This is a genomic window from Pseudarthrobacter sp. GA104 (assembly GCF_009741265.1).
Classification (GTDB): Bacteria; Actinomycetota; Actinomycetes; order Actinomycetales; family Micrococcaceae; genus Arthrobacter.
This window is the reverse complement of record NZ_WOWL01000001.1, coordinates 3,600,238-3,617,854: the sequence shown is the minus strand read 5'-3', so window position 1 is coordinate 3,617,854 and position 17,617 is coordinate 3,600,238. Positions and strand designations below refer to the sequence as shown.

Annotated in this window: 16 protein-coding genes; 5 read left to right on the top strand and 11 right to left on the bottom strand. The window is 64.6% G+C overall.

The window, feature by feature from the left end:
• Window positions 1–31 precede the first annotated feature (31 nt).
• Together dapD and GK109_RS16555 are read left to right on the top strand one after the other, a co-directional pair.
• Entirely contained in the window at window positions 32–1,054 is a 1,023-nt protein-coding gene (gene dapD / locus GK109_RS16560; RefSeq protein ID WP_157241698.1) for a 2,3,4,5-tetrahydropyridine-2,6-dicarboxylate N-succinyltransferase, read from the top strand.
• A gap of 6 nt (window positions 1,055–1,060) precedes the next feature.
• Window positions 1,061–1,918, top strand: a complete 858-nt coding sequence (locus GK109_RS16555) for a hypothetical protein (protein WP_157241697.1) — start codon at window positions 1,061–1,063, stop codon at window positions 1,916–1,918.
• A 38-nt stretch (window positions 1,919–1,956) separates the two neighbouring features.
• Here GK109_RS16555 and GK109_RS16550 read toward each other — a convergent pair whose 3' ends face one another.
• A complete protein-coding gene (locus GK109_RS16550) occupies window positions 1,957–2,568 on the bottom strand; it encodes a hypothetical protein (protein ID WP_157241696.1) in 612 nt (203 codons plus the stop codon).
• A 101-nt stretch (window positions 2,569–2,669) separates the two neighbouring features.
• Window positions 2,670–3,272: a TetR family transcriptional regulator C-terminal domain-containing protein gene (locus GK109_RS16545; RefSeq protein WP_321213995.1), complete on the bottom strand. Its 603-nt coding sequence runs from the start codon at window positions 3,270–3,272 to the stop codon at window positions 2,670–2,672.
• A 134-nt stretch (window positions 3,273–3,406) separates the two neighbouring features.
• On the opposite strand from GK109_RS16545, the gene galE reads away from it, so the two are divergent.
• Window positions 3,407–4,420 (top strand): UDP-glucose 4-epimerase GalE, encoded by a 1,014-nt coding sequence (galE, locus tag GK109_RS16540; protein WP_157241695.1) that lies wholly within the window; start codon window positions 3,407–3,409, stop codon window positions 4,418–4,420.
• 162 nt (window positions 4,421–4,582) lie between these two features.
• On the opposite strand, the gene GK109_RS16535 is transcribed toward galE, so the two are convergent.
• From GK109_RS16535 to fdxA, 3 genes are all read right to left on the bottom strand, one after another.
• Window positions 4,583–5,869 carry a citrate synthase gene (locus GK109_RS16535; RefSeq protein WP_157241694.1) on the bottom strand — a complete coding sequence of 429 codons (1,287 nt, stop codon included), beginning with the start codon at window positions 5,867–5,869 and terminating at the stop codon, window positions 4,583–4,585.
• 241 nt (window positions 5,870–6,110) lie between these two features.
• Entirely contained in the window at window positions 6,111–7,262 is a 1,152-nt protein-coding gene (gene dapC, locus GK109_RS16530) for a succinyldiaminopimelate transaminase (protein ID WP_321213996.1), read from the bottom strand.
• Window positions 7,263–7,276: 14 nt separating this feature from the next.
• Window positions 7,277–7,603 carry a ferredoxin gene (gene fdxA / locus GK109_RS16525; protein ID WP_013601705.1) on the bottom strand — a complete coding sequence of 109 codons (327 nt, stop codon included), beginning with the start codon at window positions 7,601–7,603 and terminating at the stop codon, window positions 7,277–7,279.
• A gap of 136 nt (window positions 7,604–7,739) precedes the next feature.
• Here fdxA and GK109_RS16520 point away from each other — a divergent pair, with 136 nt between their 5' ends.
• Entirely contained in the window at window positions 7,740–7,979 is a 240-nt protein-coding gene (locus tag GK109_RS16520) for a hypothetical protein (protein ID WP_321213997.1), read from the top strand.
• A 48-nt stretch (window positions 7,980–8,027) separates the two neighbouring features.
• Here GK109_RS16520 and GK109_RS16515 read toward each other — a convergent pair whose 3' ends face one another.
• Window positions 8,028–8,837, bottom strand: coding sequence for a hypothetical protein (locus GK109_RS16515; RefSeq protein WP_157241691.1), 810 nt, complete (start codon window positions 8,835–8,837; stop codon window positions 8,028–8,030).
• A 198-nt stretch (window positions 8,838–9,035) separates the two neighbouring features.
• Window positions 9,036–10,964, bottom strand: a complete 1,929-nt coding sequence (gene typA, locus GK109_RS16510; RefSeq protein ID WP_157241690.1) for a translational GTPase TypA — start codon at window positions 10,962–10,964, stop codon at window positions 9,036–9,038.
• A 268-nt stretch (window positions 10,965–11,232) separates the two neighbouring features.
• On the opposite strand from typA, the gene GK109_RS16505 reads away from it, so the two are divergent.
• Window positions 11,233–12,075: an SGNH/GDSL hydrolase family protein gene (locus GK109_RS16505; RefSeq protein WP_157241689.1), complete on the top strand. Its 843-nt coding sequence runs from the start codon at window positions 11,233–11,235 to the stop codon at window positions 12,073–12,075.
• Between the two features lie 67 nt (window positions 12,076–12,142).
• Here GK109_RS16505 and GK109_RS16500 read toward each other — a convergent pair whose 3' ends face one another.
• The 4 genes from GK109_RS16500 to GK109_RS16485 all read right to left on the bottom strand — a co-directional run bounded on the left by GK109_RS16500 (window position 12,143) and on the right by GK109_RS16485 (window position 17,532).
• Entirely contained in the window at window positions 12,143–13,849 is a 1,707-nt protein-coding gene (locus GK109_RS16500) for an ABC transporter ATP-binding protein (RefSeq protein WP_157241688.1), read from the bottom strand.
• An 11-nt stretch (window positions 13,850–13,860) separates the two neighbouring features.
• Window positions 13,861–14,805, bottom strand: coding sequence for an ABC transporter permease (locus tag GK109_RS16495; protein ID WP_157241687.1), 945 nt, complete (start codon window positions 14,803–14,805; stop codon window positions 13,861–13,863).
• Window positions 14,795–15,724, bottom strand: coding sequence for an ABC transporter permease (locus GK109_RS16490; protein WP_321214001.1), 930 nt, complete (start codon window positions 15,722–15,724; stop codon window positions 14,795–14,797). The genes GK109_RS16495 and GK109_RS16490 overlap by 11 nt, the downstream gene beginning before the upstream one ends.
• A gap of 122 nt (window positions 15,725–15,846) precedes the next feature.
• Complete coding sequence (locus GK109_RS16485) at window positions 15,847–17,532, bottom strand: ABC transporter substrate-binding protein (RefSeq protein WP_157241686.1); 1,686 nt, start codon at window positions 17,530–17,532, stop codon at window positions 15,847–15,849.
• Window positions 17,533–17,617 lie beyond the last annotated feature (85 nt).

Genomic DNA, 17,617 nt, shown 5'->3' with positions numbered 1-17,617 from the left:
CCCTGTCGCTGCCCCTCGATAGACTGGGGCCATGACTGAGACTGCTTCTTCCGCCGTGCCCGAAACCTCGAACGCAACCACCGACGAACGCTCTGCCTACGGGTTCGGCCTGGCCACCATTTCCACCGGTGACGCCACCGTACTGGACGTGTGGTTTCCGGCACCGGCCCTCGGTGTTGCCGCCGAAAACCTGCGTTCCGTTGAGAACGCGGATGAGTCCCTCACCCTGATCGCCAAGAACGGCGCCGATGAGGACCGCGGCACGGAACAGAAAGTGGTTTTTGTCCAGATCCACCTCGATGAGGCCCCGGCCGATACCGCCGATGCGTACCTGCGCCTGCATCTCCTCTCGCACCGCCTGGTCAAGCCCAACACCATCAACCTGGACGGCATCTTCGGCAACCTGCCCAACGTCGTGTGGACCAACTTCGGCCCCGCCCCGGTGGAGGGCTTCGAGCTCACCCGCGCGCGGCTGCGGCGCCGTGGCGCCGTCACTGTCTACGGCATTGACAAGTTCCCGCGGATGGTGGACTACGTGGTGCCCACCGGTGTAAGGATTGCCGACGCCGACCGCGTGCGCCTCGGTGCCCACCTGGCCGAAGGCACCACCGTGATGCACGAAGGTTTCGTCAACTTCAATGCCGGAACCCTGGGCACCTCCATGGTGGAAGGCCGCATCTCGGCCGGCGTAGTGACCGGCAACGGCAGTGACGTCGGCGGCGGAGCCTCCATCATGGGCACGCTGTCCGGCGGGGGCAAGGAAAAAATCACCATCGGCGAGCGGGTCCTGCTGGGCGCCAATTCAGGCGTCGGCATCAGCATCGGTGACGATTCGGTGGTTGAGGCCGGGCTGTACGTGACGGCGGGAACCCGCGTCCGCATCCCGGGACCAAAGGATGAGGTGGGTGAAGACACCACCAAGATCGTCAAGGCCGCGGAGCTGTCCGGCGTGCCCAACCTGCTGTTCCGCCGCAACTCCACCACGGGCGCGGTGGAGGTCCTCCCCCGCCAGGGCCAGACCGTGGAGCTGAACGACGCCCTGCACGCCAACTGATCCTTCATGGCACGAAGACGCAGCCTGCGCACCCTCGCGGTACTGGTGCTCACCCTGGCACTCGTAGCCGGCGGCATCTACTCGGCCGTGTTCTTCCTGCAGCGTTCCGAAACCCTCGTTTCGGAACGCTGCAGGGCCGTCATTGATGAACGGACATCCGAGCTGGCCCCGGACCAGGCCGTCTATGCCTCGCTGATCACTGCTGTTGCCGTGCAGCGCGGACTTCCGCCGCGGGCAGCAAGCATAGCGCTGGCCACCGCCATGCAGGAGTCCAAGCTGCGGAACATTGAGCACGGAGACCAGGCCGGCCCGGATTCGCGCGGGCTGTTCCAGCAGCGTCCTTCCCAAGGGTGGGGAACCGAGGCGCAGATCATGGATCCGTACTATGCAGCGAACGCCTTCTACGATGCCCTGGTAAAAATCCCCGGGTATGAGTCACTGGAGATTACCGAGGCAGCCCAGCGTGTTCAGCGATCCGCCTACCCCGCCGCCTACGCGCAGCACGAGGAAATGGGACGGACTTTTGCCTCCGGCCTGAGCGGCCAGACGCCCGAGGCCGTCCAATGCACCCTTCGGGCGGCCGGCACCGGCGGCGACGCCGCAACAGTGTCCGCCGAGCTGGACCAGGCGTACGGCCCGCTGGAAACAACTGTCGACGGTGCGACCCTGGTGGTCGAGGCCGCGGGAAGCCAGGCGTGGTCCGTGGCCCAATGGGCGGTTGCCAACGCCAAAGACTTTGAGGTCACCCGGGTCGAGGTGGCGGGCAGAAGCTGGAACCGTGCATCGCGGGACGGCTGGCAGGAATCTGCGGGTCCGGAGGGCGGGGTCCGGATCACGGTGGCGGCGGGAGACGCCCGCAGCTGAGGACCGGCGGGCTGCGGGCAGGTAGAGGCGGAAGGTCCCTAGACCAGGATCTCCACCACTGGCTGGACGTAGCTGCGGAATAGCTCCGGCTCGCCCATCAGCTTGTTGCTCATGATGATTTTGTCCGGCTCCATGTACCAGGCCCGCTGTTCGTTCAACGGCAGCTCGATGATGGTCAGCTTGAAGTCACGGGAATCACGGCCCACCTCCATCAGCCTGTCATCCACCATGTCCTCAAGAATCTGGTCAGCTCCAGTGGCAGCACGCTCCGCCTCAATCTCGGCGTACTCACTCCTGCGCTCCCGCGCCCAGGTAAGGGCAGCACCGAAGTGTGCCTGCAGCACCCGCTGCAGCGCGGGCGAATTGCCGAAGGCCTCGAAGTTCGGCGGTGACAATTCAGGGGACGTCTGGGGGTGGGCTTTGAGCAGCTGTTCCCACCAGGCTTCCCACTCCGTCTTCAGGGCACTCAAACCACCAACGTCGGCGGTCAGGTGCGAATGGTCGGCGCGGCGGACCTTGGGCGCTGCATGCGACAACGATGGCTGACCTGCCCCGTCAAGCCCTGCAGTATCCCGGACGTACAGGGCTATCATCATGGGCCCTGACGTGTCCGTGGTGATTTGCCACCTGGTGCCGCTTGTCTGATGCATCCGACGTCCTTCCGTGGTGTGCCCGCACCGGGGTTGGGTGACCGGGCAGCGCCCCCTGCTAATCAGTGTATTCCCCTCAATGCCCACGTTAGTGGCTGGCATCACATCCCGTCGAGGTGCCGTTCCAGGACGTCAACGCACATTTCGCGGGTCATCCATCCGGGTTGCAGCAGCGCATGCATGCACAGCCCGTCGAGCGTCGCCAGGAGGCGCTCCGCCTCCAGCACGAGGCTGTCCTGCGGCTCGTCCTGCGGCATTAAGGCGCTAACCACCCGCCCCGCGATGACAGCCACCTCGCGGTGGCTCCGGTCTGCCTCAGTGGCAAGGAACGGCCTGACCCGTGCAGCATTCTTGAACGCCATCCAGGCGCACGCCTCCAGCGCCCGCTGCTCATCCAGGGGCAGGATTCCGCACAGCAGGGTTAACACTGCCTCGCGGTGCTCGGCGGAACCGGGCACTGCATCGTGTACCGCAGGCAGGGATGCTCCAAGGCGGCCCACGATGCGGTCCACTACCACTGCGAAGGAGAAGGAGAGCAGTTCCTCGCTCCCGGAGAAGTAGTGCCGGACGGAACCGACAGCCAGCCCGGCCTCATCGGCGACTTCCCGCAGCGAGGCCCGCTCCAGCCCGTCACCTGCGATGATCCGGAGAACGGCTTCGACCACGTCCTGGCGCCGGGCTTCGGCATCTACGATTTTGGGCACTACTTGTATTTAGCACGGATGTGTTCTTCCGCGGGGCGCGGCATGCCGTGCAGCCGCACTTCGGGCAGCATCCTTCTTGCCCGGCATCCGGGACGCAGCGGCGGCGGCACGTGTTGTTGGGATAGCGTTGAGGCATGAAAATTCTCGTCACCGGAGGCACCGGCTACATTGGTTCCCACACTGTTTTGTCCCTGCAGGAAGCCGGCCATGACGTCGTGGTCATCGACAACCTGGTCAACTCCAGTGAAGAGTCCCTCCGGCGGGTAGCCGAACTCAGCGGGAAGACTGCCGAGTTCCATAATGTCGACCTCGTGGACGAGGCCGCCGTCGAAAAGGTCTTCGCCGCCGGCGCCATTGACGCCGTGATCCACTTTGCAGGGCTGAAAGCCGTGGGCGAGTCCGTCCGTGAGCCGCTCAAGTACTACTACAACAACCTGGTAGGGACCCTGAACCTCATCCGGGTGATGGACCGCCACGATGTCCGGTCCATCGTCTTCAGCTCCTCAGCCACGGTCTACGGCGAGCACAACCCCATCCCCTATGTCGAAAAGATGGAGATCGGGGCCAACAACCCTTACGGCCGCACCAAGGAGCAGATCGAGGACATCCTCTCGGACCTCGGGTCAGCCGACACCCGCTGGCACATTGCCCTGTTGCGCTACTTCAACCCGGTGGGCGCCCACCCCTCCGGCCGGATCGGCGAGGACCCCCAAGGGATCCCCAACAACCTGGTTCCGTTCATCGCCCAGGTGGCCGTGGGCCGCCGCGAAAAGCTCATGGTGTTCGGCGGCGACTATGACACGCCCGACGGCACATGCCTGCGCGACTACATCCACGTCGTCGACCTTGCCGAGGGCCACGTGGCCGCACTGAACCACGTGGCGGACCGCGCCGGTGTGTTCCGCTGGAACCTGGGCTCCGGCAAGGGCTCCTCCGTCCTGGAAGTCCTCCGCTCGTTCGAGAAGGCTGTGGGCAGGCCCATCCCCTATGAGATCACCGGCCGCCGCGCCGGCGACCTCCCGGCCTTCTGGGCCGACGCAACCTCCGCCCTGGCCGACCTCAGCTGGTCCACCACCAAGACAGTGGACCAGATGTGCGAGGACCACTGGCGCTGGCAGAAAAACAACCCCCAGGGCTACGCCTCCTGACCTGCCCACCGATTGCTCCGAAGTTGTCGTTTTGTTACGCCTAAACGACAACTGCGGAGCACTCGATGGGATTAACGACGTCGGCCGCCCACCTCAGGAAGGTGGGCGGCCGTCGTCGTACTGGAGCCGGTGGGCGGGCCCGCACCGGCGAGGGAGTGGGGACTAGCGGACCGGGTAGTCGCGCTCGGGCTCACCGATGTACAGCTGGCGGGGGCGGCCGATCTTGGTGTTGGGGTCGCTGATCATTTCGCGCCACTGGGCAATCCAGCCCGGAAGGCGGCCGATGGCGAACAGGACCGTGAACATCTTCTCCGGGAACCCCATGGCCTTGTAGATCAGGCCGGTGTAGAAGTCCACGTTCGGGTAGAGCTTGCGCTGGATGAAGTAGTCATCGTTCAGCGCCTTCTCTTCCAGGCGGAGGGCGATGTCCAGCAGTTCGTCGTTGCCGCCGAGCTTGGTGAGGATCTCGTGGGCCGTGGCCTTGACGATCTTGGCGCGCGGATCGTAGTTCTTGTAGACGCGGTGCCCGAAGCCCATGAGGCGGACGCCGTCTTCCTTGTTCTTGACCTTCTCCATGTAGTCCTCGGGCTTGGTGCCGTCGGCCTGGATCTGGCGAAGCATCTTGAGCACGGCCTCGTTGGCGCCGCCGTGGGCGGGGCCAAAGAGCGCGTTGATGCCTGCGGACACTGAGGCGAAGAGGTTGGCGTTGGAGGAACCCACCAGCCGCACCGTGGAGGTGGAGCAGTTCTGCTCGTGGTCCGCGTGCAGGATGAGCAGCAGGTCCAGTGCCTTCGCGACGACCGGGTCCACCTCGTACTGCTCCGCCGGAAGCCCGAAGCTGAGGCGCAGGAAGTTCTCCACAAGGTTGTGGGAGTTGTCCGGGTACAGCATGGGCTGGCCGATGGACTTCTTGTGCGCGTACGCCGCGATGACCGGGAGCTTGGCCATGAGGCGGATTGTGGAAACTTCCACCTGTTCTGCATTGAACGGGTCCAGCGAGTCCTGGTAGAACGTGGACAGCGCGGATACGGCCGAGGACAGGACGGGCATGGGGTGCGCGTCGCGGGGGAAGCCGCCGAAGAAGCCCTTGAGCTCCTCATGCAGCAGGGTGTGCCGCCGGATCTTCTGGTCGAACGTGTCCAGTTCCGTGGGCGTGGGCAGGTTGCCGTAGATCAGCAGGTAGGACACTTCGAGAAAGCTGGAGTGCTGCGCCAGCTGCTCGATGGGGTATCCGCGGTACCGCAGGATGCCCGCATCGCCATCGATGTAGGTGATGGCCGAGGTGGTGGCTGCGGTGTTCATGAAGCCGGGGTCGAAGGTGACTGCGCCCGTCTGCTTCAGCAGCTTGGAAACGTCGTAGCCTTCGTTCCCTTCAATAACCTGGATGCGCGGGAGCTTAAGCTCGCCTCCTGCGTGGAGCAGGGTCGCTGCGTTGTTGGTCTCAGTCATGGAGTCCCCTTCATGAGGCTTCTGGGCCTCTGTCGAAAGCTTGATCCAACATCAGGTGAGCCGCGCACTGACCCTGAGAACACAGGTTCCAACACCCGGGCTGCCTTCTTGTAGAGGGCCACCATTGATAGTCACTTAAAAAGTACCCGCTCCTTGGCGGGTGTCACTAATCCAAGACGTGGCTGAAGCCCCTAAAATAGGGCTCTTGTGGCGCGAGTCACACCATTGTTACGGTGCTGTTTTATTGCCGCGCCGCTGCCAGCCGTGACACTGCGGCGTCGATGCGCTCGTCCGAACCCGTCAAAGCCACGCGGATGTAGCCGTTGCCCGCCTCGCCGTAGAAAACCCCGGGGCCCACAACGATGCCGCGCTCAGCCAGCCGTGCCACTGTGTCCCACGTGCTCTCCCCCGCCGTGGACCAAAGGTACAGTCCGGCGTCGGAATCCTTGATCTCCAGGCCGAAGTCCAGCAGGGCCGGGACCAGCCGATCGCGGCGTCCGCGGTACAGGTCCTTCTGCGCCTCAACGTGGGCGTCGTCTCCAAGCGCTACGCGCATGGCCTCCTGGACCGGGTACGGGACAATCATGCCTGCGTGCTTGCGGCTGTTGACCAGGTTGGGCATCAAGTCAGGATCTCCGGCCACAAACGCTGCACGGTAGCCTGCCACGTTGGACTGCTTGCTGAGGGAGTAGACGGCCAGGAGCCCCCGATGGGAGCCTCCCGCGACCCGGGGGTCCAGGATACTGGGAACGGCCTGGCCGCCGCGCTGGACGTCCCAATCGCCCCATCCCAGCTCCGCGTAGCATTCGTCCGAGGCCACCACGGCGCCCAGCCCACGGGCCTGTTCCACGAGCGCTTTCAGGGATTCGACGCCCCGGACGCTGCCTGTGGGGTTGCCGGGCGAGTTGACCCAGATGAGCCGTACCCTCGCCCGCGTCTCGTCGTCGAGTTCATCCAGGTTGTCGGTCGCCACGGACGCGGCACCGGCGAGGGTGGCCCCGATGTCATAGGTAGGGTATGCCACCTTCGGGCGCACGACGACGTCTCCGGGCTTAAGCCCCAGCAGGAGCGGCAGCCATGCCACGAGTTCTTTGGAGCCCACGGTCGGCATGATGTTGCGGGGATCGAGGCCGGTAACGCCGCGGCGCCGCTCAAACCACCCGGCAATCGCTTCACGGAGGGCCGGGGTGCCATGGACGGTGGGGTACCCCGGGGCGTCGGCGGCCGCCTTCAGCGCATCCTGGATCAGGGCGGGGGTGGGGTCAACCGGGGTGCCAATGGACAGATTGACCGCCCCGTCCGGGTGCTGCCCGGCCTTGGCGACATACGGCGCCATGGCCTCCCACGGGTAGTCAGGCAGGTCCAGGCCAAAGGTTCTTGCTGCTGCGGTCACGGTCCCTGCCCGGGTCAGTGGTCTTGGTTCTGCGGCGGCAGCGCGGCGATCATCGGGTGGTCCTTGCCCGTGTTGCCGATCTTCGCGGCACCTCCGGGGGAACCGAGGTCATCAAAGAACTCGACGTTGGCCTTGTAGTAGTCCGCCCATTCCTCCGGGGTGTCATCCTCGTAGTAAATGGCTTCAACCGGGCAGACCGGTTCACAGGCGCCGCAGTCCACGCACTCGTCCGGATGGATGTACAGCGAACGCTCACCTTCGTAGATGCAGTCGACGGGGCATTCCTCAATACATGCCTTGTCCTTGACATCTACACACGGCTGCGCGATTACGTACGTCACGTCCCTGGCCTCTCCACGTTGGTTCCGGCAACCCGCCGGTTCTTGCATCCGGCAACTGCGGCCGGACTCTTGACATCTGAGCCTATTATCTCCCAGCCCGTTCCCGCGAACCTAGCCGGGCACCTAGTATGAACTGGTGAGTCAGCCTATACCCGCTCCTTCCGGGTTCCTCTCCACCGCAACGCCTGGAACGAGGGTTGTGGTGCGCTACCGCATCGAGGACGGGCTCACGGATGCCCTCGGGCACCTCCTGGCCTGCGACGCCGGTGCGTGCACCATCCGCACCCGGCAGGCCGACGTCGTCATTCCCTTGGACCTGGTGGTGGCTGCCAAAGAAGTGCCACCGGCGCCGGAGCGGCGCCGGCCGCGCGCCTAGGGCGATCCACGCTGCGCAGGGACAGTCCCTGCGCAGCGAACCCGGGCTTCACTGCGCAGGGCGGTACGTCGCGAGTGCCTGATGCACCATGTGCACGAACTTCTTGGGTTCGGCGAGCAGCATCTCGAACGTCACGCGAAGGGTGGGAACGCCCCGGACAACGGTAACGTTCCAGCGCCGCCTGTCCTCCCGGTACGCTGCGCGGCTGCTGTGGTGGGTGTAGCCATCCGTCTCGATGCCCAGCAGTCCGTCCACAAGAAGATCCAGGTGGCCCATCCCCGGAATATTGACCTGAAGTTCGACTGTTAGCCCCGCTTCTTCCAGCAGGTACCGGGCCATCGTTTCAATGATGGAACCCGATTGCGGCCGGATTCTGCCCACAAGTGCAAGAACGCTCTTCTCCCGCGCCGCTGGAAAGCGTTCCCTCAACGCCGGAAGTTGAACCACCCCCTTCTTCACCGCAGATTCCGCGATGGTCAGCGCCTCAAGCGGCGGCAGGCAGCGGAGGGATTGGCACACAAAATCCAAGGGCGTCAACGGAAGGCTGCTTCGATGGACCACGCAGCCCGGAACTGGCCTCCCGTGCCGGGCGGCCAGATGCGGTTTCTCCGGTTCCCTGACTACCCACAGCCCCGCTGCCAAGGCGGCCGTGACACAACCCGGAACCGCGTAATGGCGGCCGGCATGGATGAGCACGGGTTCTGCCTGCGGCAGCGCGTACATTCCCCTGGCAACCCTCTGGACGGAGGCGTCAAGCACACCGGCTTCAATGAGGCGGCGGGGAACTCCGGCTTGCCTGAGTGAGCTTGCGCTGGCGACTCCCCCCAATGCCGCCAATGCATCAATGACAGTTCGCATGGGTGCATGCTGCCCGGTCCGAGGAGTCCGACCCAGGGCCCGTGCCGGCCATGTGGAAAACCGCCGGGTGCGGTGAAGGCACCGGTCAGTGTACGGGGACTGCCCCTGCGCGCCGAACCGGGACATGACTGCGCAGGGCGGAACGCAGAATGCCACCGGCACGGGGCCGGTGGCATTCTGTGGAAGAAACTAGAGTTGCTAGACCTTGGCGCGGGCGCGGTTGGCCTTGGCACGCTCGTTGGTGTCCAGGATGACCTTGCGGATGCGGATGGCTTCCGGGGTGACCTCGACGCACTCGTCCTCGCGGGCGAATTCCAGGGACTCTTCGAGGGTGAGGTCGCGCGGCGGCGTCAGGTTCTCGAAGGTGTCGGAGGAGGCTGCACGCATGTTGGTGAGCTTCTTTTCCTTGGTGATGTTGACGTCCATGTCGTCGGCGCGGGAGTTCTCGCCCACGATCATGCCCTCGTAGACCTCGGACGTGGGCTTCACGAAGAAGGAGCCGCGTTCCTGCAGGTTGATCATGGCGAACGGAGTCACGACGCCGGCGCGGTCAGCGATCATCGAACCGTTGGTCCGGTACTCGATGGGGCCGGCCCAAGGCTCGTAGCCCTCGGAAATGGAGGCTGCGATGCCGGCGCCACGGGTGTCCGTGAGGAACTTGGTGCGGAAACCGATCAGGCCACGGGCCGGAACGATGAACTCCATCCGGCACCAGCCGGTGCCGTGGTTGGCCATGTTGGTCATGCGGCCCTTGCGGGCTGCCATGAGCTGCGTGACGGCGCCGAGGTACTCTTCCGGCACGTCGATGGTCATGTGCTCCATCGGCTCGTGGACCTTGCCGTCGATGGTCTTGGTGACCACCTGCGGCTTGCCTACGGTCAGCTCGAAGCCTTCGCGGCGCATCTGCTCAACCAGGATTGCAAGGGCGAGCTCGCCACGGCCCTGGACTTCCCAGGCGTCGGGACGCTCGGTGGGCAGAACCTTGATGGAGACGTTACCAATCAGTTCCTTGTCCAGGCGGTCCTTCACCTGGCGGGCCGTGACCTTGGCGCCCTTGACCTTGCCGGCCAGCGGCGAGGTGTTGATACCGATGGTCATGGAGATGGCGGGATCGTCCACGGTGATCAGCGGCAGCGGCTGCGGGTTCTCGGCATCGGTCAGCGTCTCACCGATGGTGATTTCCTCGATGCCGGCGACAGCGACGATCTCGCCCGGTCCGGCGGATTCTGCCGGCACGCGGTCCAGCGCCTTGGTGGCCAGGAGCTCGGTGATCTTGACGTTCTTGAGTTCACCGTTGGCGCGGGCCCAGGCAACTGTCTGGCCTTTGCGCAGGGTGCCGTTGTAGATGCGCAGCAGCGCCAGGCGGCCCAGGAACGGGGACGCGTCCAGGTTGGTGACGTGCGCCTGCAGGACACCGTCGGGGTTGTAGGTGGGAGCCGGGATGTGCTCGATGATGGTCTTGAACAGCGGCTCAAGGTCCTCGTTGTCCGGGGCTGCACCGTTGGCGGGCTGCTCCAGCGACGCGCGGCCAACCTTGGCGGCAGCGTAGACAACCGGAACTTCCAGGACCTTGTCCAGGTCCAGGTCCGGCACCTCATCGGCAAGGTCGGAGGCCAGGCCCAGGAGCAGGTCCATGGACTCGTGGACCACTTCGTCGATGCGGGCATCGGGACGGTCGGTCTTGTTGACCAGCAGGATCACGGGAAGGTGTGCGGCGAGGGCCTTGCGCAGCACGAAGCGGGTCTGGGGCAGCGGGCCCTCAGAGGCATCAACGAGGAGTACGACGCCGTCAACCATGGACAGGCCGCGTTCCACCTCGCCGCCGAAGTCGGCGTGGCCCGGGGTGTCGATGACGTTGATGGTGATGGTTTCGCCGTGGGAGGACGGACCGTTGTAGGCCACCGTGGTGTTCTTGGCGAGGATGGTGATGCCCTTTTCGCGCTCCAGGTCACCGGAGTCCATGACGCGGTCTTCGAGGTGGTTGTGCTCGGCAAAGGAGTTGGTCTGCTTGAGCATGGCGTCGACCAGGGTGGTCTTGCCGTGGTCAACGTGGGCCACAATCGCGACGTTGCGCAGGTCACTGCGCGATGCAGTGGCTACCGCAATGTTGGTGGTGGTTTCAGACATGCGTTATTGCTCGATTCAGTGGGTCAGCTGTAATGTATCGCGACATTTCCAACTGGAACGCACGACGGATCAGGCCCTTAGCACAGGGCACCTTCCCCAAGTCTAGCCGGTGTGCCTTTTATTGGCCTAAATTTTTCCGCCGACCGCGGATCCGGTGGCCAGCCAACCGCCGCGCCACGATGTTTATTTGTGGGCAAAATCACTGGCGGATCCGGCGGCGATGCCACATGATTGCTCTGACATACAGCGCAAGCGGGAAAGACACCAGATGCGAAATGCCTTGGCCGCTGCGGCCCGGTACCGCCGCCGTACCGCGGCGGCCGCCGTTGCGGTTATCGCCGTGGCAGGCGCCATTGTCCTCTCCGGCTGCGCCTTGCCCGCCCAGTCCGGCGAGGGTCCGGCCCTGGTGGACGCGGCGCCTGCCGTTTCGCGTGTCCTCAACCCCGGCAACGGCCGGCTTGAAGCGGTGGTCCCGGAGATCGGCAGGACCGTCCTCCTGATCGGCGATTCGCAATCGGAGCCGGCCGACGGCTGGCCGCGGCTGGGCCTGGCCGCTGCGGGATACCGGGTGTACTTCTGCGGCAGGGGCGGCACCGGTTTTGTCACGTCGAAGGGTGCCACGGGCAACTACATCGATGCGCTCCTGCGCGGCGACTGGCTGCTCCCGGCCGGCACGCCCGCGCTGATCGTGGTGCAGGGCGGCGGCAACGATGCCACCAGCGGAGCCAGTGACAGCGACATCGTTGCCAACGCTGAGCGGCTGATCGGGGAGCTCCAAAGGCGGTACCCGGGCACGCGCCTGGCGATGATCGGGACTCTGGCCCGCGGCGAAGGCCATGGCGGAGGCCGGCGAAGCGAGGTGGACGCCCTGCTGGGATCCGTGGCGGCGGACCACGGCCTGCCCTTCGTAGCCGTGGGTGACTGGCTGACCAAATACGGCCTGGTCCAGGATCTCGCGGACTCCGTGCACATGAACCCGGGGGGCCGCCGGGCGCTGGGTACGCTCCTTGAGCGCCGCCTCCGCGAACTGGGCCTGGAGCGAACGCCGACGGCGGACGTTGCCCCGCTCCTGGATGCCCGCACCGGAGGCGCAGGCGCGGGCCAGGACTGAAAACAGCAACGGCCGGCGCCGGAGTCCAATACCCCGGCGCCGGCCGTCGCGCGTTGGTGCCGCGTCGCTAGGCCACTTCCGGCGGCAACATCAGCTTGGCACCGGGAATGGCATTGAGCAGGGCCTTGGTGTACTCCTGCTGCGGCGATTCGAAGACGTCGTCCGTGGATCCGGTCTCCACCAGCCGCCCCTTTTCCATGACACAGACGTGGTCCGCGATCTGGCGCACCACCGCAAGGTCGTGCGTGATGAAGAGGTACGTCAGTCCGAGTTTGGATTGCAGGTCCGCCAGCAGGTTCAGCACCTGCGCCTGGACCAGGACGTCGAGGGCGGACACCGCTTCGTCACAGATGATCACTTCCGGATCCAGCGCCAGTGCACGGGCGATGGCCACGCGCTGCCGCTGGCCGCCGGACAGCTCGTTGGGGTAGCGCTGCATGGCCGACTGCGGAAGGGCCACCTGGTCCAGGAGTTCCCGGACCTTTTTCTCACGGCTGGCTTTGTCGCCGATCTTGTGGACGCGCAACGGTTCTTCAATAGTGCGGAAGATGTTGTACATGGGGTCCAGGGAACCGTATGGATCCTGGAAGATGGGCTGGACCCGGCGGCGGAACTTGAAGAGTTCCGCCGGCTTCAGACCTGACGTGTCCACGCCATCGAACAGAATCCTGCCCTCGGTCGGCTTCTCCAGCTGGAGCACCATCTTGGCCACTGTGGACTTGCCGGAACCCGATTCCCCCACGATCGCCGTCGTGGTTCCGCGTTTGACGTCGAAGCTCACACCGTCAACGGCGGCGAAGTCCGAAGCTCTCCCGAAACCCTGCCGGAGCTTGTAGACCTTGCGGAGGTCCTGGATCTGCAGGACGTTGTCTGCCGTTGCCGCCTCTGCGGCCGGGGCCAGGAGATCGGCCGTTTCCACGCCCTGCTCCTTGGCAGCCTGGATCCGCCGGCTGGCAAGGGAAGGTGCGGATTCGACAAGCCTCTTGGTGTAAGGGTGCCGGGGGTTTCGCAGCAGTTCCAGGGAGGGCCCTGCTTCCACGACCTGTCCCTGGTACATCACCACGACCTTGTCCGCCCGTTCCGCAGCCAGGCCCAGGTCGTGCGTGATCAGCAGTACCGACGTGCCCAGTTCCGTGGTCATGGTGTCCAGATGGTCGAGGATCTGCCGCTGCACGGTCACGTCCAGCGCCGAAGTCGGCTCGTCGGCAATGAGCAGCCGCGGCTGGCAGGAGAGGCCGATGGCAATGAGGGCGCGCTGCCGCATACCGCCGGAGAACTCATGCGGATACTGGTTGGCACGCCTGTGCGCATCCGGGAGGCCGGCTTCGGCAAGTACCTTGGCAATGTCCTCCGGCCCGCTCGGCCTGCCGTTGGCGCGCAGGGTCTCCTTGACCTGGTAGCCGATTTTCCAGACGGGGTTGAGGTTGGACATGGGATCCTGCGGCACCATGCCGATGGTGTTGCCGCGCAGTTCGATCATCCGCTGCTCGGTGGCGTGGGCAATGTCCTCACCGTCCAGCAGGATCTGGCCACCGGACACACGGCCGTTATTGGGCAGCAGCCCGATGGCCGCCAGCGCCGTCGTGGACTTGCCGGAACCCGACTCCCCCACGATGGCGACGGTCTCACCGGGCATGATGCTCAGGTGCGCATTCCGGACTGCCTGGATGTCCCCGCCGCCGGTCTTGAACGTAATGGCCAGGTCGCGGATTTCCAGCAGCGGCTGGACGCCGGTGGCGCCGGCCTCGTCGATGCGGATTTGTGGAGTGGTCATCTCGTTATCTCTCATCGCTGACGGCTCTTGGGATCGAGGGCGTCACGTACAGCATCGCCCAGCATGATGAAGCTCAGGACCGTGATGGACAGGGCCGCGGCCGGATACAGCATGATTTCCGGCCTGGTTCGAATGGACGCCTGGGCGCCGGCGATGTCATTGCCCCAGGACATGATGCTTTGCGGCAGGCCGATACCCAGGAAGGACAGCGTGGCTTCTGCCACGATGAACACGCCGAGTTCCAGCGTGGCAAGGACGATGATCGGCGCGAGGGCGTTCGGCAGTACGTGCCGCACAAGGGCCCCGAATTTGGAGACGCCCAGGGCCCGCGCCGCAGTGACGAAGTCAGCGTTGCGTACCTCAATGACGGCACCGCGCGTGATGCGTGCCATCTGCGGCCACGCCAGCAGCGAGATGACAAAGACCACCGTCCAGACGCCCCTGTTCTCGCGGAACATGGGAAGCTGGGTGATGACCAGCGCGCCAAGGATCAGCGGCAGGGCGAAGAAGATGTCACCCAGGCGTGCGAGCACGGCGTCGATCCAGCCGCCGTAGTAACCGGCCAGGGCACCGATGGTGACACCGATGACCAGGACGCACAGCACGGAGAGAAGGCCCACTGACAGCGAGGCCTGGGTCCCGTGGATGACGCGGGAGTACACGTCGCAGCCCTGGAAAGTGAAACCAAAGGGGTGGCCGGCCATGGGTCCGCCCTCGGAATTGGCCAGTTCGCAGCCCTCGTTGGGAGCCACGGAGGTAAAGAGTCCGGGGAACAGCGCTATCACGGTCAGCATCACGATCAGCAGCGCGGAAATGATGAACAGCGGACGACGGCGGAGCTTGCGCCAGGCGTCGGACCACAGGCTGAGCGGGGCCTGGTCAGTCTTTACGGCATCCGTTGCCAGCAACGGGGTTTCGTCGATGGGCGCCACAAAGTGGCTGTTATTACTGGTCATAGCGGATCCTCGGGTCAAGCCAGGCGTAAAGGAGATCGACAAGCAGGTTGGCCACTACGAAGACCAGCACCAGCACGCTGACGATGGAAACGATGGTGGGACCCTCGCTGCGGAGGACCGCCTGGTAGAGCTTGTTGCCGACGCCGGGCACGTTGAAGATACCCTCCGTCACGATCGCGCCACCCATGAGGCCGCCGAGGTTGGCACCGAGGTAGGTCACCACGGGAATCAGGGAGTTGCGCAGGATATGGGCCAGGACCACGCGGGGCCGCGACAGGCCCTTGGCAGTTGCAGTGCGCACGTAGTCGGCATTCATGTTTTCGCTGACCGAGGCGCGGGTGAGGCGGAGGACATAAGCGAAGGACACCAGGCCCAGGACAATGGCGGGCAGCAGCAGGCTCCCCCAGTCGGCGTTGGCGCCGACGGTGGGTTTCGCCCATCCGAGCTTGACGCCGAAGACGAGCTGGAAGACGAAGCCCAGGACGAATGTGGGCACGGCGATGACCACGAGCGACGCCACCAGGACGGTGGAGTCGAACCAGCCGCCGCGGCGCAGGCCTGCGAAAACACCGAATGCCACGCCGAAGATCGCCTGGATGGCCAAGGCCTCAACGGCCAGCATCGCGGTGACCGGGAAGACGCGGGCCAGGCTTGCCGCAATGGGCTGGCCGGTGAAGTCGTTGCCAAGGTTGAACGTAAAGAGGTTCTTGAGGAACAGGCCGTACTGGACCCAGAACGGCTCATCAAGGTGGTACTGGCTGCGCAACGTGTCGATGACGGCCTGCGGAGGCTGACGGTCCCCGAAAAGCGCAGCGATAGGGTCACCCGGGAGGGCGAACACCATGTAATAGACCAAAAGGGTGGTGCCGATGAAGACGGGGATCACTTGAAGGAGTCGGCGCAGAATAAAGCGGACCACCGGATCACCAGCCTTCCGGTTGGGAAGAAAACAGGTTCATTGGTGCCTTCCTGCCGTGCAAGCCAATGGGGGCCCGGCGGTAGCCGGACCCCCATGTGCTTACCGACAAGTTAGTTCTAGGACTACTTTGCGGTGATGCCGTAGTAAAGGATGCTGCCGTTCCAGCCGGTTTCAGCCTTGGCGACGTTGTTGCTCCACACGATCGGCCGTGCCTGGTCCCAGAGCGGCAGGCCGGGAAGGTCCTCGAAGAGGATCTCCTGTGCCGCGTTGAACTTGGCGTTGGCCTCATCCGTGGTCTTGGCTGCCAGGCCCTCCTTGAGCAGCTTGTCGAACTCGGGGTTCGAGTACTTCTCGTAGTTGGAGGATGCGCCCGTGGCCCAGACCGGCCCCAGGAAGTTGTAGAGCGACGGGTAGTCGCCCTGCCAGCCGGCGCGGCTCAGGCCCGGGAGGGACTGGGACTTGCGCAGGTTCAGGACCTCAGCAAACTTGGCGAAGGGCTGGATTTCAGCCTGGATTCCCAGGTTGTTCTTGAAGCCGTTAGCTACGGCGTCGATCCATTCCTTGTTGCCGCCATCGGTGTTGGATGCGATCTGCAGCGGCTTGGAATTGTCGTACGGCTGGATCTTGTCAGCCTGTGCCCAGAGGTCCTTGGCCTTTGCGGCGTCGAACTTCAGGACTTCGCTGCCCTTGAGGCCTTCCTTGAATCCGTCAATGACCGGCGGGGCGAATGCCTTGGCCGGGGTGCGGGTGCCGTTGAAGACAACCTTGGCGATCTCCTCGCGGTTGATGGCGTAGGAGAGTGCCTGGCGGCGGAGCTTGCCGGCTTCACCCTGGAAGTTCGGGTTGTAACCCGGGATGTTCAGGGTGGAGTTGGTGGCAACGGGCTTGGTGGCATTGCGGTCCGGGAAGTCCGAAACGTACGTCTTAAGCGCATTCGACGGGAGGACGTCGGTTACGTCCAGGTTGTCCGACTGCAGGTCGGTGTACGCGGGGCCCGGATCCGTGTAGAACTTGAACGTCACGCCACCGTTCTTCGACTCGCGGGGACCGCTGTAGTCCGGGTTCTTCACGAGGGAGATGGACTGGTCGTGAACCCAGGCGCCTTCTTTCTCCATCTTGTACGGGCCGTTGCCTACCGGGTTCTCGCCGAATGCCTTCGGGTCTGCCAGCGCAGCGGAGGGAAGCGGGAAGAAGGCGGAGTAGCCGAGTCGCAAGGACCAGTCAGCTTCGGGCTGGGCCAGCTTGACGGTAAGGGTGGAGTCGTCCTTGGCTTCGAGGCCGGACATGGTTTCCGCGGTGGGTGCGGGAGTGGTGGTGGTCTTGCCGTCCGCAGACTTCTCTTTGGTAACCGCCGAGACTTCCTCATAGCCGGCGATGGATTCAAAGAAGAACCCGTTGTTCTGCAGGTTCTTCGAGTTCGCCGCGAAGTTCCAGGAATCCACGAACGTCTTGGCCGTGATCTCTTCACCGTTCGTGAACTTCTGGCCCTGCTTGATCTTGATGGTCCAGTTCTGGGCATCAGGCGACTCGATGGATTCTGCCAGCGCGTTCACCGGCTTGCCATCAGCGTCGTAGGTCCGCAGGCCTTCGAACAGAAGCTCGACGACGCGGCCGCCGTAGACTTCGTTCGTGTTCGCCGGCAGCAACGGATTTTGTGGTTCGTTGCTGTAGGCAGTGATGACCTTGTTCGGGTCGCCGGCGGCGTTGCTGGCTCCGTCAGTGCTGCCGCCTCCAGCGCCGCAGCCGGTCAGGGCAAGCGCGGCTATTGCCACTATGCCCAGTGCTTTGGAAGTGCGCGTAAAACGCATTCCGCCTCCTATGAGTTGTGGGAGATAACGAGGGGGAATCTTGTGCTCCCCCGCAGGCGAGACCCAGCTGTCCGCTGTGACGCAG

What these genes read in the sequence shown, in the direction of transcription:
- dapD (WP_157241698.1), top strand. Translation starts at nt 32, where the DNA reads ATGACTGAGACTGCTTCTTCCGCCGTGCCCGAAACCTCGAACGCAACC.
- GK109_RS16555 (WP_157241697.1), top strand. Translation starts at nt 1,061, where the DNA reads ATGGCACGAAGACGCAGCCTGCGCACCCTCGCGGTACTGGTGCTCACC.
- GK109_RS16550 (WP_157241696.1), bottom strand. Translation starts at nt 2,568, where the DNA reads ATGCATCAGACAAGCGGCACCAGGTGGCAAATCACCACGGACACGTCA.
- galE (WP_157241695.1), top strand. Translation starts at nt 3,407, where the DNA reads ATGAAAATTCTCGTCACCGGAGGCACCGGCTACATTGGTTCCCACACT.
- GK109_RS16535 (WP_157241694.1), bottom strand. Translation starts at nt 5,869, where the DNA reads ATGACTGAGACCAACAACGCAGCGACCCTGCTCCACGCAGGAGGCGAG.
- GK109_RS16515 (WP_157241691.1), bottom strand. Translation starts at nt 8,837, where the DNA reads ATGCGAACTGTCATTGATGCATTGGCGGCATTGGGGGGAGTCGCCAGC.
- typA (WP_157241690.1), bottom strand. Translation starts at nt 10,964, where the DNA reads ATGTCTGAAACCACCACCAACATTGCGGTAGCCACTGCATCGCGCAGT.
- GK109_RS16505 (WP_157241689.1), top strand. Translation starts at nt 11,233, where the DNA reads ATGCGAAATGCCTTGGCCGCTGCGGCCCGGTACCGCCGCCGTACCGCG.
- GK109_RS16500 (WP_157241688.1), bottom strand. Translation starts at nt 13,849, where the DNA reads ATGACCACTCCACAAATCCGCATCGACGAGGCCGGCGCCACCGGCGTC.
- GK109_RS16495 (WP_157241687.1), bottom strand. Translation starts at nt 14,805, where the DNA reads ATGACCAGTAATAACAGCCACTTTGTGGCGCCCATCGACGAAACCCCG.
- GK109_RS16485 (WP_157241686.1), bottom strand. Translation starts at nt 17,532, where the DNA reads ATGCGTTTTACGCGCACTTCCAAAGCACTGGGCATAGTGGCAATAGCC.